The 13,053-nt window shown below is 64.6% G+C and carries 11 protein-coding genes and 1 tRNA gene; 7 read left to right on the top strand and 5 right to left on the bottom strand.

Annotated elements, in window-relative coordinates; all coding sequences use genetic code 11:
- The first annotated feature begins 150 nt into the window (after positions 1 to 150).
- The 3 genes from OG874_RS13915 to OG874_RS13905 all read left to right on the top strand — a co-directional run bounded on the left by OG874_RS13915 (position 151) and on the right by OG874_RS13905 (position 4,423).
- Positions 151 to 1,170, top strand: coding sequence for a GTP cyclohydrolase II (locus tag OG874_RS13915; protein ID WP_330255551.1), 1,020 nt, complete (start codon positions 151 to 153; stop codon positions 1,168 to 1,170).
- 505 nt (positions 1,171 to 1,675) lie between these two features.
- Positions 1,676 to 2,410: a GTP cyclohydrolase II gene (locus OG874_RS13910; protein WP_330255550.1), complete on the top strand. Its 735-nt coding sequence runs from the start codon at positions 1,676 to 1,678 to the stop codon at positions 2,408 to 2,410.
- Between the two features lie 180 nt (positions 2,411 to 2,590).
- Positions 2,591 to 4,423: an AMP-dependent synthetase/ligase gene (locus OG874_RS13905; RefSeq protein WP_330255549.1), complete on the top strand. Its 1,833-nt coding sequence runs from the start codon at positions 2,591 to 2,593 to the stop codon at positions 4,421 to 4,423.
- Positions 4,424 to 4,476: 53 nt separating this feature from the next.
- Here OG874_RS13905 and OG874_RS13900 read toward each other — a convergent pair whose 3' ends face one another.
- From OG874_RS13900 to OG874_RS13890, 3 genes are all read right to left on the bottom strand, one after another.
- Positions 4,477 to 5,013 carry a YbhB/YbcL family Raf kinase inhibitor-like protein gene (locus OG874_RS13900; protein WP_330255548.1) on the bottom strand — a complete coding sequence of 179 codons (537 nt, stop codon included), beginning with the start codon at positions 5,011 to 5,013 and terminating at the stop codon, positions 4,477 to 4,479.
- 17 nt (positions 5,014 to 5,030) lie between these two features.
- Positions 5,031 to 6,392: a M20/M25/M40 family metallo-hydrolase gene (locus OG874_RS13895; RefSeq protein WP_330255547.1), complete on the bottom strand. Its 1,362-nt coding sequence runs from the start codon at positions 6,390 to 6,392 to the stop codon at positions 5,031 to 5,033.
- A gap of 162 nt (positions 6,393 to 6,554) precedes the next feature.
- Positions 6,555 to 6,911 (bottom strand): winged helix-turn-helix transcriptional regulator, encoded by a 357-nt coding sequence (locus OG874_RS13890; protein WP_330255546.1) that lies wholly within the window; start codon positions 6,909 to 6,911, stop codon positions 6,555 to 6,557.
- Positions 6,912 to 7,068: 157 nt separating this feature from the next.
- Between OG874_RS13890 and OG874_RS13885 the strand changes: the two genes are divergently transcribed.
- Positions 7,069 to 7,153 (top strand) — tRNA-Leu (locus OG874_RS13885).
- Here the strand turns inward: OG874_RS13885 and OG874_RS13880 are convergent.
- The gene (locus tag OG874_RS13880) at positions 7,118 to 7,342 is read right to left on the bottom strand and encodes a hypothetical protein (protein WP_330255545.1); all 225 of its coding nucleotides are present in this window, start codon (positions 7,340 to 7,342) and stop codon (positions 7,118 to 7,120) included. The two genes, OG874_RS13885 and OG874_RS13880, sit on opposite strands and share 36 nt — an antisense overlap.
- Positions 7,339 to 8,352 carry a recombinase family protein gene (locus OG874_RS13875; RefSeq protein ID WP_330255544.1) on the bottom strand — a complete coding sequence of 338 codons (1,014 nt, stop codon included), beginning with the start codon at positions 8,350 to 8,352 and terminating at the stop codon, positions 7,339 to 7,341. Before OG874_RS13875 ends, OG874_RS13880 begins: the two co-directional genes overlap by 4 nt.
- Before the next feature lie 809 nt (positions 8,353 to 9,161).
- On the opposite strand from OG874_RS13875, the gene OG874_RS13870 reads away from it, so the two are divergent.
- From OG874_RS13870 to OG874_RS13865, 3 genes are all read left to right on the top strand, one after another.
- Positions 9,162 to 10,022: an alpha/beta fold hydrolase gene (locus OG874_RS13870; protein WP_330255543.1), complete on the top strand. Its 861-nt coding sequence runs from the start codon at positions 9,162 to 9,164 to the stop codon at positions 10,020 to 10,022.
- A gap of 1,144 nt (positions 10,023 to 11,166) precedes the next feature.
- A complete protein-coding gene (locus OG874_RS44705; protein WP_442943342.1) occupies positions 11,167 to 11,421 on the top strand; it encodes a DUF5988 family protein in 255 nt (84 codons plus the stop codon).
- 292 nt (positions 11,422 to 11,713) lie between these two features.
- The gene (locus OG874_RS13865) at positions 11,714 to 13,051 is read left to right on the top strand and encodes an acyltransferase domain-containing protein (RefSeq protein ID WP_330255542.1); all 1,338 of its coding nucleotides are present in this window, start codon (positions 11,714 to 11,716) and stop codon (positions 13,049 to 13,051) included.
- The last annotated feature ends 2 nt before the right edge of the window (positions 13,052 to 13,053 follow it).

The raw sequence follows: 13,053 nt of genomic DNA, 5'->3' as shown, positions 1-13,053 counted from the left end.
GTCGCCATGTTGGCTCGAGTGCTATAATGTCTCGTTCCATCGCGTCGGGAGAACCGACGCGACGGTGCTCAGCTCAGTTCTTGCTCTCACGCGTTGCCGTGTCGCACCATCCGCAAGGATTTCGATCGTCTGGCTATGCATCGGAGGAGCATGACCACTGCGCCGTCGAACCTCGACGAGACCGGGCACCGGTTGACGCGCAAGGGGCGCGAACTAGAGGTTCGGGTGCTGCGAATCGCGGACGACGACGATGGCGGGCACGCACTGCTCTTCGGTGATATCGCCGACGGTTGTCTGGTCCGGATCCATTCCCGGTGTCTCTACGGCGACGCATTGCGATCCGACGATTGCGACTGCGGACCCGAACTGGATCTGGCGATGGACATGATCCAGCAGGCGGGGGCGGGAGTTCTGATCTACTTGGAGCAGGAGGGGCGCGGTGCCGGATTGATCAACAAGGCGCGCGGGCTCCGGACCAGCGAACGCAACAATATCGACACCTTCGAAAGCTATCGGCGGTTGCAGCTCCGGCCGGATTCGCGATCCTACACACGAGCAGCCGAATTTCTGGTGGCCGTCGGCCTGTCGCGGGTGCGACTGCTCACCAACAACCCCGATAAAGTGGACGCCCTCGAGCGAGTCGGGCTCGATGTGTCCGTGTGGCCCCTGCACACCATGCCCCGCAGCGAGCGCGCGCGCGAGTACCTGCGGGCCAAACGGCAGCGTCGTGGACATGATCTCCCGGCAGATCACCCGGTGTGGCTCGCGACCGACCACCCGGCGCCCGAGCGGAAACGCGATGGCCCGAACCGGATCGGACTGCTCGGAATCCCGGCAACGGCCCTGCCTCTGCTCGCCCTCGGCCAGGTGAGCGCCGCAGCGTTCTCGATAGCGAGCGGATTGCTCGTATTCTGGCTCTGCGCATGCCAATACGATCGATCCGCCGCGCGACATGTGCGACAACTGCGCGAAAACCGCGCGATGCGGCGTCGGTCCGATGCGTCGGTCGAACCCGCGAGCCGCCGCTGGCGGCCCGACCGACCACGGACCACCACGACCGTGCTGGCCACTGTCGAGCAACCGCGCCGACGGGTGCGTGTCGAGGCGAGCGCACCGCAACCCGAGGATCGAGCCTTGGCCCACGCGGGGGTGGATCGGCGGGACGGGTAGGCGGTGCGGCGGTGGTACCCGTTTGCTCTCGCACCGGCGCCGATCATCCGGTGCCACTGCATTTCTCGACTCCTGGGCAATCCCACCGCAACATGGCAGACGCCACGCTTGGCAACCTCGCGGCGCTGGGGTTTCCGTATTGCCACGACAGCCCATTCGGCTAGGCATACCGGCACATTCGCAAATCCTTCGCAGCTGTGATTCAGGCCACACAGTCTGATTTGCGTGCGGCGCACTACTATTCAGCTCAGCCGGCCGATGATCTTCTGCTGCACCTACTCGGAATGACCGATATCGAATCACCGCTGCGGTCGGCTAGCGATTCCGTCTGTGGCCAAGCTATCTCGGGCACCGGACGGTTGGGGCATCGGTGGCCGCAGCGCGCCGATGTCGGCTCGATCGACCTCGTGCAACCCAGCTGGCATGGCACCAGTCGCGCCTGCGGCGCCGTGGTCGAGCAGGAGCATCAGGCCAGGTGTCCGGGTTGCAAAAATCGGAGGTCACAATGGCGAACAACGCGACCACCCTCGATGACACCGTTCATCGGCTCACCCGCAAGGGGCAGGAACTGCAGGTTCGTGTCATGGAGGTGGTCGGCGGCGGGGAGTGCGGACATGTGCTCGTCTTCGGTGCGATCGCCGATGGCTGTCTGGTTCGGGTCCACTCGAGGTGTCTGTACGGCGAAGCGCTCGACTCGCAGGACTGCGACTGCCGACCCGAACTCGACAAGGCGCTGGATCTGATCTGGGCCGAGCGCAGTGGCGTGCTCGTCTACCTGGAGCAGGAGGGACGTGGCCTCGGTCTGATCAGCAAGGCGCTGGGCTATCACGAGAGTGAACTCCGCGGTATCGATACGTTCAGCAGTTACGAGAGTCTCGGGTTTCCCGCGGACGCTCGCACCTACCTGCATGCGGCGAAAAGCCTGCAGGCCCTCGGGCTGACGAGCGTTCGGCTGCTCACGAACAATCCGGCCAAAGTCAGCGAACTGCGCTCGACCGGCCTGAAAGTCACCCGCGTGCCGTTGCACACCCGACCGCTGAGCAAACGGGCTGCCGCCTATCTCGACGCAAAACGTCGCCAGCGCGACCATCTGCTCCCCAAATATGACGTTTGCTGGGAGTTGGACACCCCACACGTGCGCGCGCGCGACGGTCGCATCCAGCGCATCTGGTCGAGGTTCGGTTGGATCCTGCCGACCCGTCGTCGTGCCCCACGCCCCGAAGGACGCGCGTCCAAGTAACGGACACGATTACCCCGGTCTGACTACGATGAGTGAGCTGCGCCACACGGCGCTACTTCATCGCGTGACACGATGAGATAGAGTCGCCTGCAATTTATCAGGAGCGGCGGGTCTCGGGCCGTGCGACCGCACGGTTGCGCGCCGGGCGCGGTTCACGCAAGAGATATCGGGAACGGGAAGATGACGACAACAGAAATAGGTTTCGCACACGAGTCCGGCAAGACGGTTCATACGGTGCCCGAGGCGTTCCAGGAGACCGTGAAGTTGCGGCCGGAACAGGTCGCGTTGCGGACGGTCGGCGGGACCACGGAGATCAGCTGGCGCGAGTACGGCGAACGGGTGAAGACACTGGCCGCGGGGCTGGCCGGACTCGGCATCGGACACGGTGACACGGTCGGCATCATGCTCACCAACCGGCCGGAGTTCAATCTGGTCGATACGGCCGCGCTGCATCTGGGCGCCACCCCGTTCTCCATCTACAACACCAGCTCCCCCGAGCAGATCACCCATCTGTTCACCAATGCCGAGAACAAGGTGGTGATCACCGAACGCGCCTTCCTCGATGTCATCAAGGGCGCGGAGGTCGAGTTCGAGCACATAGTGCTGGTCGACGGTCCGGCCGCGGATACCGTCAGTCTCGCCGACCTCGAGGCGAATCCGGCCGCCGACTTCGATTTCGACGCGGCCTGGCAGGCGGTCACGCCCGACGATCTGGCGACGCTGATCTACACCTCGGGCACCACCGGCCCGTCCAAGGGCGTGGAGATCACCCACCGCAATGTGGTCGCCCAGATCATCGCGCTGGTCGAAGGCCCGCTGCGCGTCGGCTTCGACGATCGCGCGATCTCCTACCTGCCCGCCGCGCACGTCGCCGACCGCATCTCCGGCCACGCCATCAGCCTGCTCACCGGCGTCCTCATCACCTGCGTGCCGGATCCGCGCGAGATCGCCGCCGCACTGCCCGACGCCCGGCCGACCACCTTCTTCGGCGTGCCCCGGGTATGGCAGAAGATCAAGGCGGGCATCGACGGCAAGCTGGCCACCGAGCCGAGTCCGGTGAAGAAGGCGCTCGCGAACTGGGCCATCAACACCGGCGTCACCGCCGCGCGCGCCGATCTGGCGGGCAAGGGCCGCGGTCCGATCCTGTCCGCGCAGTACAAGATCGCCGATACGCTCGTGCTCTCGAAGCTGCGTCATGCGCTCGGCTTGGACAACCTGAAGGTCGCCGCGTCCGGCGCCGCCGCGATTCCGCCCGAGACCCTCGAATATTTCCTCGGCCTCGGCTTCACCGTCAGCGAGGTGTGGGGCATGTCGGAGACCACCGGGGTGGCCACCTACACCGAATTGGCCAAGCCGCGACCCGGTTCGGTAGGCCGGGCGGTCGAGGGCATCGAGTTGCGGCTGGGTGAGGACGGCGAGTTGCTGGTGCGCGGCCCGATCGTCACCCCGGGCTACCGCAAGCAGCCCGAGAAGACCAAAGAGGCGCTCGACGCCGACGGCTGGCTGGCCACCGGCGACGTCGCCACCATCGATGCCGACGGCTACGTGCGCATCGTGGACCGCAAGAAGGAACTGATCATCAACGAGTCGGGCAAGAACATCTCCCCGACCAATATCGAGAACGCGGTCAAGGCGGCGTCCTCGCTGATCGGTCAGGTGGTCGCGATCGGTGAGGCCAAGCCGTTCATCTCCGCGCTGATTGTGCTCGATCCCGACACCGCCGCCATCCGGGCCAAGGAAATCGACGCCCCCGCCGACGATCTGGCCGCGCTGGCCACCCGCAAGGAGATCCTCGACGAGGTGCTGGCCGCGGTCGTCGCGGGCAACCGCAAGCTGTCGCGGGTCGAGCAGATCAAACGGTTCACCGTGGTCGGCAAGCCGTGGGAGCCGGGCGGGGATGAGCTGACCCCGACGATGAAGCTCAAGCGCAACCCGATCGCGGCGAAGTACGCCGAGGAGATCGGCACGCTCTACATCTCGCCGCTGCCCGAGTCGGTGGTGAACGTTTCGTAGCTTCGACACAACTGTGGCCCTGGGCGAAATATCCAGGGCCACAGTCGTTCTCGCTATACGACCTCGTACTTGGCGACAATGCTGGCGCGGGCGAGGGTGTGGGCGAACAAGTTGAAGCCGAGGTAGGCGGGTGTGCCGTTCTCGTCGATCCCGAGCTGCTCCACGTCGAGCGCGTGGACGACGATGAAGTAGCGGTGCGCCCCGTGCCCGGCAGGCGGTGCCGCGCCGACGTAACCGGCGAACGCGCCGTCGTTGCGCAGCGTGACCGCACCACTGGGCAGTGACCCACCCTCGCTGCCTGCGCCGCGCGGCAGCGAGGTGGTGCTCGCCGGGATATCGGCCACCGCCCAATGCCAGAATCCGGAGGCGGTCGGCGCGTCCGGATCGTAGACGGTGACCGCGAAGCTCTTTGTCTCCGCAGGGAATCCGGACCACGACAGCTGTGGCGAGATGTCCTTGCCGCCGGCGCCGAACACCCCGCTGACCTGATCGTTGTCGAACGTCTGGCCATCGGCGACATCCTCGGACGTCACCGTGAAGCTGGGTACCTGTGGGAGCGCGTCGTAGGGGTTGTAGGAGTAGTCGGGCACGATGGTCCTTTCGATCGTCAGCTGTTCAACAGGAAGTGTTCCAGCACACGGGTGCCGAATTCGAGTGCGTCCACCGGAACACGCTCATCGACACCATGGAACAGCGCGGTGAAATCCAATTCCGGTGGCAGCTGCAGCGGCGCGAAACCGAAGCAGCGAATGCCCAAGCGGGCGAACGCCTTCGCGTCCGTGCCACCGGAGAGCATGTAGGGCACGGTGCGGCCCTGCGGGTCGTGGGCGAGGATGGCGTCGTTCATCGCGTCGACGAGATGACCGTCGAAGGTCGTTTCGTAGGAATCGAGTTTGGTGATCCACTCGCGTTCGACGTCCGGGCCGATCAGCTCGTCCACCTCGCGCTCGAACGCGGCCTGCCGCCCCGGCACGACGCGACAGTCGACGACCGCCTCAGCGGTCTGCGGGATCACATTCGCCTTGTAGCCCGCCTGCAGCATGGTCGGGTTCGCGGTATCGCGCAGCGTGGCGCCGATGATGCGGGATATGGTGCCCAGCTTCGCGAGCTGACCCTCGATATCGGGACTGGACGGATCGAAGGCCAACCCGGTCTCCTCGGCGACCGCGGCCAGGAATTCGGCCACCGAATCCGAAAGCACCAGGGGGAAGGTGTGTTTGCCCAGGCGCGCCACCGCCGCCGCCAGAATCGTGACCGCGTTGTCCTCGTGCAGGAATGAGCCGTGACCGGCACGGGCCTTGGCGCGCAAGCGCATCCAGCCCAGCCCCTTCTCAGCGGTCTCCACCAGATACAGCCTGCGTTCGGTGCCGTCCGGGCGCGGCACCGTCAACGAGAAGCCGCCGACCTCCCCCACCGCTTCGGTAATGCCCTCGAACAGATCCGGCCGGTTCTGCACCAGCCACTGCGAACCCCACTTGCCGCCGTTCTCCTCATCGGCGAGGAAGGCGAATACGATATCGCGCGGCGGCACCGTCCCTTCGATCTTGAACTGCCGCGCGATGGCCAGCATCATGGCGACCATATCCTTCATATCGATCGCGCCGCGCCCCCACACGTAGCCGTCGCGCACCGCACCGGAGAACGGGTGCACACTCCAGTCGGCGGCCTCGGCGGGCACGACATCGAGATGACCGTGGATCAGCAGCGCACCGCGACTGGAATCGGCGCCCGTCAACCGCGCGAACACATTTCCGCGCCCCGGCGCCCCCGACTCCACGTACTCGGTCGTATACCCCGCCTGATGCAGCTGATCGGCCACCCACTGCGCACACTCGCGCTCCCCCTTGGTGGTGGCCAAATCGCCGGTGTTGGAGGTGTCGAAGCGGATCAGCGCGCTGACCAACTCGACCACCTCGGACACCGCACGAGACCTGGTGTTCGGACCGGATACTTCGCCAGTTGCAGACACGTACCCTTTCCTACCACCTGCGGCCGCTCACCCGGCGGCACACCTCCCGCCGATATTGCGGTTTCGCGTCGCCTACGGTGCGGATTCGCGTGACGATCGCTTCAGCATCACGGTGATCACAACGACTGCGAAGTCCGGCAGTCCGAGTAGGATCGGCGGCCGTCAGGCCGACAGGTGCACTCTGCCCGCGCCGATGCGTTCGATTCGGTCGCTGCCCCACGCACCCAGCGGTGCCAGCGCGGCATTGAGTGCCCGGCCCGATTCGGTCAACCGGTACTCGACCTTCGGGGGCACCTCGCGGTAGATCTCGCGATCCACGATCCCGTCCTCCTCCAGCTCACGCAGCTGTTGGATAAGCATCTTCTCCGATACACCGGGCAAGCCGCGGCGCAGTTCACCGAAGCGGCGCACGCCATGGTTCTCCAGTTCCCAGAGGATCAGCGACTTCCATTTGCCGCCGACCACGTCCATCGCCGCGTCGATACCGCAGAAGTATGGTCCGGATCTCTTCACGCCCATCGCCTGACCTCGCTACCTGTTCACAAACGTGCCGGAAGTACCCGACCGAATAGTAGGTACATGAGCCCCCGACCAGCCGGGCGACTACGAGAATCGCCAGCTAAACCCGCGATTTGGTCAACGAGGCCACATCCGATAACCTTGCTGAGCATCACCGGTCCGGGTGGCGGAATGGCAGACGCGCTAGCTTGAGGTGCTAGTGCCCTTTATCGGGCGTGGGGGTTCAAGTCCCCCTCCGGACACGATCCATAACCCCAACCGTGCGGGTCGAGAGATGTCTCGACCCGCACGAGTCGTTTTGCGGGGTGGTAGGTCATCTGCAGGTTGAGGTGCCGGTAGACGTCGGCTTTGTCCACCGGATCCGCCCCGGACAACACGTGCCGGATATCTCCCAGTTCCTTGATGAGACAACGGATCTCCTCGCTGGTCATTCGCCGTTGCCTCGCGGTCGGACGTGAACGGGACAGGGCTTCGGCACGGCGGGCCTGGACCTCGGCCATCCACTGCGCCACCAGATGCGGGTCGGCACCGGCCTCCAAGGCCGCCCGGTGTCGCGCCAGGATCCGGTCACAATCCTCGATCCCTGTGAGACGGCCGCCGCCGACGGGTCGAGGTCATGGTCGGGTTGGGCCTGGTAGAGGGTATCGATGGTCTCGGCAACCCGGTGCGGGGCAAAGCATGTGCCCAGCCAATCGTCGAGCGGGCCGAGTAGATCCCGTTCGGCCAGATACACATTGCGGGGATGGACGACTTTGTTCGCCAGGCCGTACTCGTTGGGATACCGGCATCGATAGAGCAGCATTGCCCGGCTTGGCTGGCCCTGCATCCGCCGCTCACACAGCCCACACCGCAACCGACCACGAAACATATAGGTGTGATGGGTTCGGTGCCGTTCCCGCGTCCCCCGGCCCGCCCCCTTCGCGGCCAGGACCTGCTGGGCACGTTCGAATGTATCGGTGTCGATGATCGGGTCGTGCACCATGTGATCGGAGAAAACCCACTGGTCACGGTCGTTCCACCGCATCCGGGTCTCATGCCCCAAAGCGACATCACCGACATCGATGAGGATTTCGTCTTTGCGTTGTCTGTTCCACACCTGCCGCCCGGTGTAGCGGGGGTTGGACAGGATCACCCGAATCGCACCCTTGGACCACGCCACCCCGGAACGGTGCCGGTTTCGTCCGGGATCGTAGGCCGACGGCGACGCGATATCGTCGCGGGTCAGTGCCTCCGCGATCGCGAAAATCCCTCGGCCGCCGAGATATTCGGCGAAGATCCGTTGCACGACCGGTGCGGTGACCGGATCGGTTTCCAATCGATGCAAACGCTTCCCGTCAGCGGCCTTCGCCGGATTCGGATGCGGCCCGGCATCGGCCAACCGGTACCCATAGGGAGGCCGCCCACCGAGGAAGCGGCCCTCGACACTGGCTTGGGCGGCCATCGCCGCACGAACCCGGATCTTGATCCGGGTTCGCCTTTGCTCATACCTCCGAACACCGACATCACCAAGTCGTGGGCCTCGGAGTCTGGATCGACGGCACCGCCGACCTCGGGCACCCATAACTGCAGTCCGTTGTCCCGTATGCGATGGGCCGTAAGTCCGGGGCGGGGGTTCGGCGGCGTCGAATTTTCGGCTACCTCGGCCCCGACGGGGCAGCCAAGTCGACAACCCCGTTGCAGGTCATCACCGTTTCCGCAGCCCGTATAGATCCCATAAAGATTCTCGGCGAGCATCGCGAAATAGCGTCAAAACGATCGCTGCAACGCTGACCACACGAATAGGTTCTTGGCCGATATGTGTGCCGGATAGGAGGCGGCAGACGGCGTGAGCCAGCCGGACGATCTCGATGCACTGCGGGAATTGGTGAGCCATCGCCACGCGGTGGAAATTCTCGATGCCCTGACTCACCGTCCCCGCACCGAACGCGACACTCCATGTTCGCAGACGCGGACTGAGCCGCACGCTGCGAGCACCGGCAGCGCGGGGTCTCGTACGGGCCCAGCGCGAAGGAAGCTGGGACCAACCACTGGCAATCGCGGGACTGCTGCGGTTGACGGACTACGGGGTACGCACAGTGGAATTGCTGTCGAGCCTTGCCGTACGGACCGCGCTCTATAAGCAGTCCGATCCGGTTCGGGATCAGTGAAAGGCGTCGGACCAGTCCGCCCGATCCGCGATGACATCAAATCCCGGGTCGAGGACCTCATCGCCGAATTGAACGCACACGCGCTGCCGGGCACACTGGCGCAATGCCGACCGCATACAAGAACCCGCGTGGGCAGCACACGGTGCGGCAATGGTGTTCGGAAGCCTTGGCGCGAGCGGACTTCCCACTCGCCAACTCGACTGTGGAAACCAGTGTCGGCCGTATCGAACTCACCTCGGCTGGAACCGGAGGGCCGCGGGTCGTCATGGTGCCCGGGACCGGCTCCAACGCGGCGGTGGCTCTGCCGTGGCTGCGGGCACTGTCGGCCCGCTGGGAGACCACGGTGCTGGATCTGCCCGGTCAGCCCGGACTCAGCGACCCCCATCGGCCGCACCGGGCCCGGCTGGCCTGGTATGGCCGAGTGCTGGACGAGGTCCTGGCCGCCATGGAGGTGGACGGTGTTGTGCTGGTGGGCAATTCGCTGGGTGCCGCGGTGGCCCTGGCCGCCGACTCGCCCCGGATCGCAGGGCGGGCGCTGGTCTCACCCGCCGGTTTCATCCGGCTGACGGTGGACCCGAAACTGGCGCTGGCTTCGGCCGTTTGGCTGCTGCGTCCCACCGCCGAACACACCCGCCGGATGCTCAGGTTGTTCGTCGCCCCCGGCGAGGACCCACCCGAGACCGAGGTGGAATGGATGACTCTCATGGCCAGCTGTTGCCGCACCACCCTGGCCCCGCCGCCGCTGCCCGCCGCGCTATTGGCCCGCCGCGCCGAGCGCCCCTGTGTAGTCGGGGTCGGAGAATACGACCGGTTCCTGCCACCCCGGCGACTGGCACCGGCACTGCGCCGGACCACGAACCTCGACCTTCGGGTCTTGCCCGGCATGGGTCACCTGACCACCCCGGACCACCTCGACGATGTGGTGTCGCTGGTGGCGGAGGTTGCCGGACCGCACGCCAGCTGAGCCGAACCCGCCGGATACATTGAGCCAGCATTTGCGCCACCGTGGCGCGCTACTGCGGGGCCCTGGATCGCGGAAATACCGGGTTATCCGGTGGTGTGCGGTGCGGTAGTGCCCGGCCATCTCGACACCACCGCGGCTTCGACAGGCGCTCACGCCACCTGCAAAAAGGTGTGCCGGACGTCGCCGACGTCGGACCGGGCTCCAACGTGAGTAAGAATGGGGAACGTGAGTAGGAATGGGGGCCACCAAGATTCCGAACCTTGAGCCCGTTCCGTCGGACGCCGAAAGCCATTTGGCGGTACGGACCGGCGGTACCTGAGTGTCGCAGGCGATTGGCGAGGATCGGTCACGGCCTGACACCAACCGCGGCTCATCGCCGGCGCACAGGCCAAACGGCACGTAGTCAATCGCCCACGCCGACACCGATCGGATGCTCGGCATACCGAACTGCGTGAGGTGCACAACCAGCCGCCCCGGCGTGCCCGCGTCAGATCCCTTGACGTGAATTCGCGGAACGCTGCGGATTTGCTGGGATCTCTGCCGAGTTCACGGCCGTTCTTCCGACCGACTATTGTGCGATGTTACGACAAGAATCCGCCACTTCCGCTAATGTGCTGGATCGTTGCTCGATTGCGATTATATAAGGCTTTCGAGGAATGCCACGTCGGGCTCTTGTCAGATTTCTTATTTGTTGTTTCCGCACCGATGCACCTTGTGTAACACTTGGGATCTGAACATGTACGTTGGTCGACTCAACGTACGCGCGTGACGCAGTTTCGAACCCCCGGCGTGTGTTCTGCATGCGACGCTGTGACAGGTTGGATCGAAGGGGCATCGCCGCCTTGAGGTTCTCGTATCTCAACAATCGATCAAAGAGGATTCCAATGTTGCAGAATCGATTTCAATAGACTCATGCGCGGACAGCCATGCTGGAGCAGACTCAAATCGTTCTGATCGACTGTCAGCCCTCATGATTAATGCGGTATTGTCTGGATGGCAAACTCACGCTGATTCCATCGACGCGAGCGGCGTAGCACTTGTCGCATTTCATATTGGTCAACCCGCTGCACGCGGAGTCAATGGAACTAGTTGTTGATTCGTGTAGTACGTATGTATCGAATGACGGAAACTGCAGGTGATCGTCATGAATGTTGATCAGAACCGTGTCCACGAAGCAGTAGCTCCGGAAGGCACTTTCCCTATTGTTGTGCTGACGGACGGGCCTCCCGGGCTCCCGCGTATCGTGTCCGTTTCGAACGAGTCCTCGCTGTCCGAGAGGATCACAATAGACCACCACAGTCGCCATCTGCATTTCGAAGCAACCGGCGAAGTCGAGGTCGTCGATGGCCATGTGGTACCGGTTTTCCACTGGTCGTATACGACATGTATCGCGGAGTAGCAGTGAGGGCTTGTCGGATGCGGCTGGCGTAAGTTTCGACCGAGGTGATGCTGCCCTCCCACAGGATGGCGCGATTGCGCACGGCCGGGTCCCTCTTCAGTCCATATTTATTACTCCCGCCCCGGTCGTTTATTTCACCCGTCGGCGAAAACCGCACTGCGACGCATTCGACTCGATCATGGCTGAATGACGCAAATTCCATTCAGCGTGATGGCTGCATTGAAGTAGCTGATTTCGGCGGATCTGCCGACGACCTTGCTTGCAGTTCTTGAATGAGACGGGGAGTACAACCATGAATGATCGCGTTCTTATCCAGTTCCCGGGCCTGGGCAGCTACATACCGGGGATTCTCGCGGGTATGGTCGAGGCTGCGCCGCCACTGGGTGCGGTCGTGTCCGAGATCGATCGAGTGGCCGCCGCATATGGACTCGGTCCGGTATCGCAGCCCCTGACCGATCCCGCCGGACCGGATATCGAAAGTCTGGCCGAAACACCGACACTGCTGCATCTGGCGTCGTTCGCGTCGTCGTATGTGCTGTACCGGGCCTTGTGCACCAGGGGTGTCGCGGGTGATGTGCTGCTCGGACACAGCACCGGTGAGATCACCGCTCTAGCTGCCGGTGGAGCGCTGTCGGTATCGGATGCGGCCCGGGTGTTGTGCGAACGGGAGGTCGCGCTCGCGGATATCGGCGAACGTGGCGGCTTGGTCGCTGTGCACACCAGTGCGAAGCGCGCGCAGCAGCTGTGCGGTGCGGCGGGCGGGTGGTCGCTGCTGGTTTCGCTATCTAATTCGCCTGGGCAGGCGGTGATTTCGGGTTCCGAGGCGGATCTGCCTCGGCTAGAGGCGGTAACACAGGCCGCAGGTGTGCAGGCGACCCGGCTACTGGTGCGGTATCCGCATCACAATCCGTTGCTGCGGCCTGCAGCACAGCAAGTCGCAGCGGCGGCCGCCACATATCGGATCGGCGATCCCACCACGCGGGTCTACTCCCCGATTCTCGGTCGTTTCGTCGCCGACGCCGCCGACGCGCGACGCATCGTCGATCGACACCTGACCGAGGCGGTGGACTATCTGGGGGCGATCCGCGCCCTCTACGACGACTTCGAGCTGCGCGAATTCATCGAGGTCGGAGTCCGGTCGGTGCTGACCGACCGGACCGGCGAGAGCCTGCCCCCCGACGTCACTCTGCGGAGCCCGCCCGCGAATGCCCGGAACGCGCATCAGATTCTGGACGTCCTGGCCGGTGTGTCCGGGCCGGATGTTCTGTCGAGCGCTGCGGTACCGTCAGCGACCGATCCTGAACCGGCCGCCGACTCGGGCGCCGTGTCGGGAGGACCGGCCACAGATGGTTTCGCGTCGCACGCGCTGCCGGACCGGGACGTGCTGCTGGCCCGACTGCGCCGGACCTTCGCCGAAGCCCTCGGATATCCCGAGGATGTCTTTACCGACGACGCCCATTTGGAGGCCGACCTGGGCATCGCCTCGGTGAAGAAGACCGAACTTGTGGTGCGCCTGCTCGACGAGTACCAGTTGCCGACGCCCCCGGCCCAGCTGCGCATGCGCGATTACAGCACGTTGCCGAAGCTGGCGGGGCTCATGGAAACGCTCGCCACACAGCAGGCGGTGTGACC

This window comes from Nocardia sp. NBC_00565, assembly GCF_036345915.1.
In the GTDB taxonomy this organism is placed as follows: Bacteria; Actinomycetota; Actinomycetes; order Mycobacteriales; family Mycobacteriaceae; genus Nocardia.
This window is presented reverse-complemented; position numbering and strand designations above follow the sequence as displayed.

Excerpts from the sequence above, each read along its gene's own strand:
- OG874_RS13890 (WP_330255546.1), bottom strand. The coding sequence starts at position 6,911 with ATGGGCGTGAAGAGATCCGGACCATACTTCTGCGGTATCGACGCGGCG.
- OG874_RS13915 (WP_330255551.1), top strand. The coding sequence starts at position 151 with ATGACCACTGCGCCGTCGAACCTCGACGAGACCGGGCACCGGTTGACG.
- OG874_RS44705 (WP_442943342.1), top strand. The coding sequence starts at position 11,167 with ATGAATGTTGATCAGAACCGTGTCCACGAAGCAGTAGCTCCGGAAGGC.
- OG874_RS13880 (WP_330255545.1), bottom strand. The coding sequence starts at position 7,342 with ATGACCAGCGAGGAGATCCGTTGTCTCATCAAGGAACTGGGAGATATC.
- OG874_RS13910 (WP_330255550.1), top strand. The coding sequence starts at position 1,676 with ATGGCGAACAACGCGACCACCCTCGATGACACCGTTCATCGGCTCACC.
- OG874_RS13870 (WP_330255543.1), top strand. The coding sequence starts at position 9,162 with ATGCCGACCGCATACAAGAACCCGCGTGGGCAGCACACGGTGCGGCAA.
- OG874_RS13905 (WP_330255549.1), top strand. The coding sequence starts at position 2,591 with ATGACGACAACAGAAATAGGTTTCGCACACGAGTCCGGCAAGACGGTT.
- OG874_RS13875 (WP_330255544.1), bottom strand. The coding sequence starts at position 8,352 with ATGGCCGCCCAAGCCAGTGTCGAGGGCCGCTTCCTCGGTGGGCGGCCT.
- OG874_RS13865 (WP_330255542.1), top strand. The coding sequence starts at position 11,714 with ATGAATGATCGCGTTCTTATCCAGTTCCCGGGCCTGGGCAGCTACATA.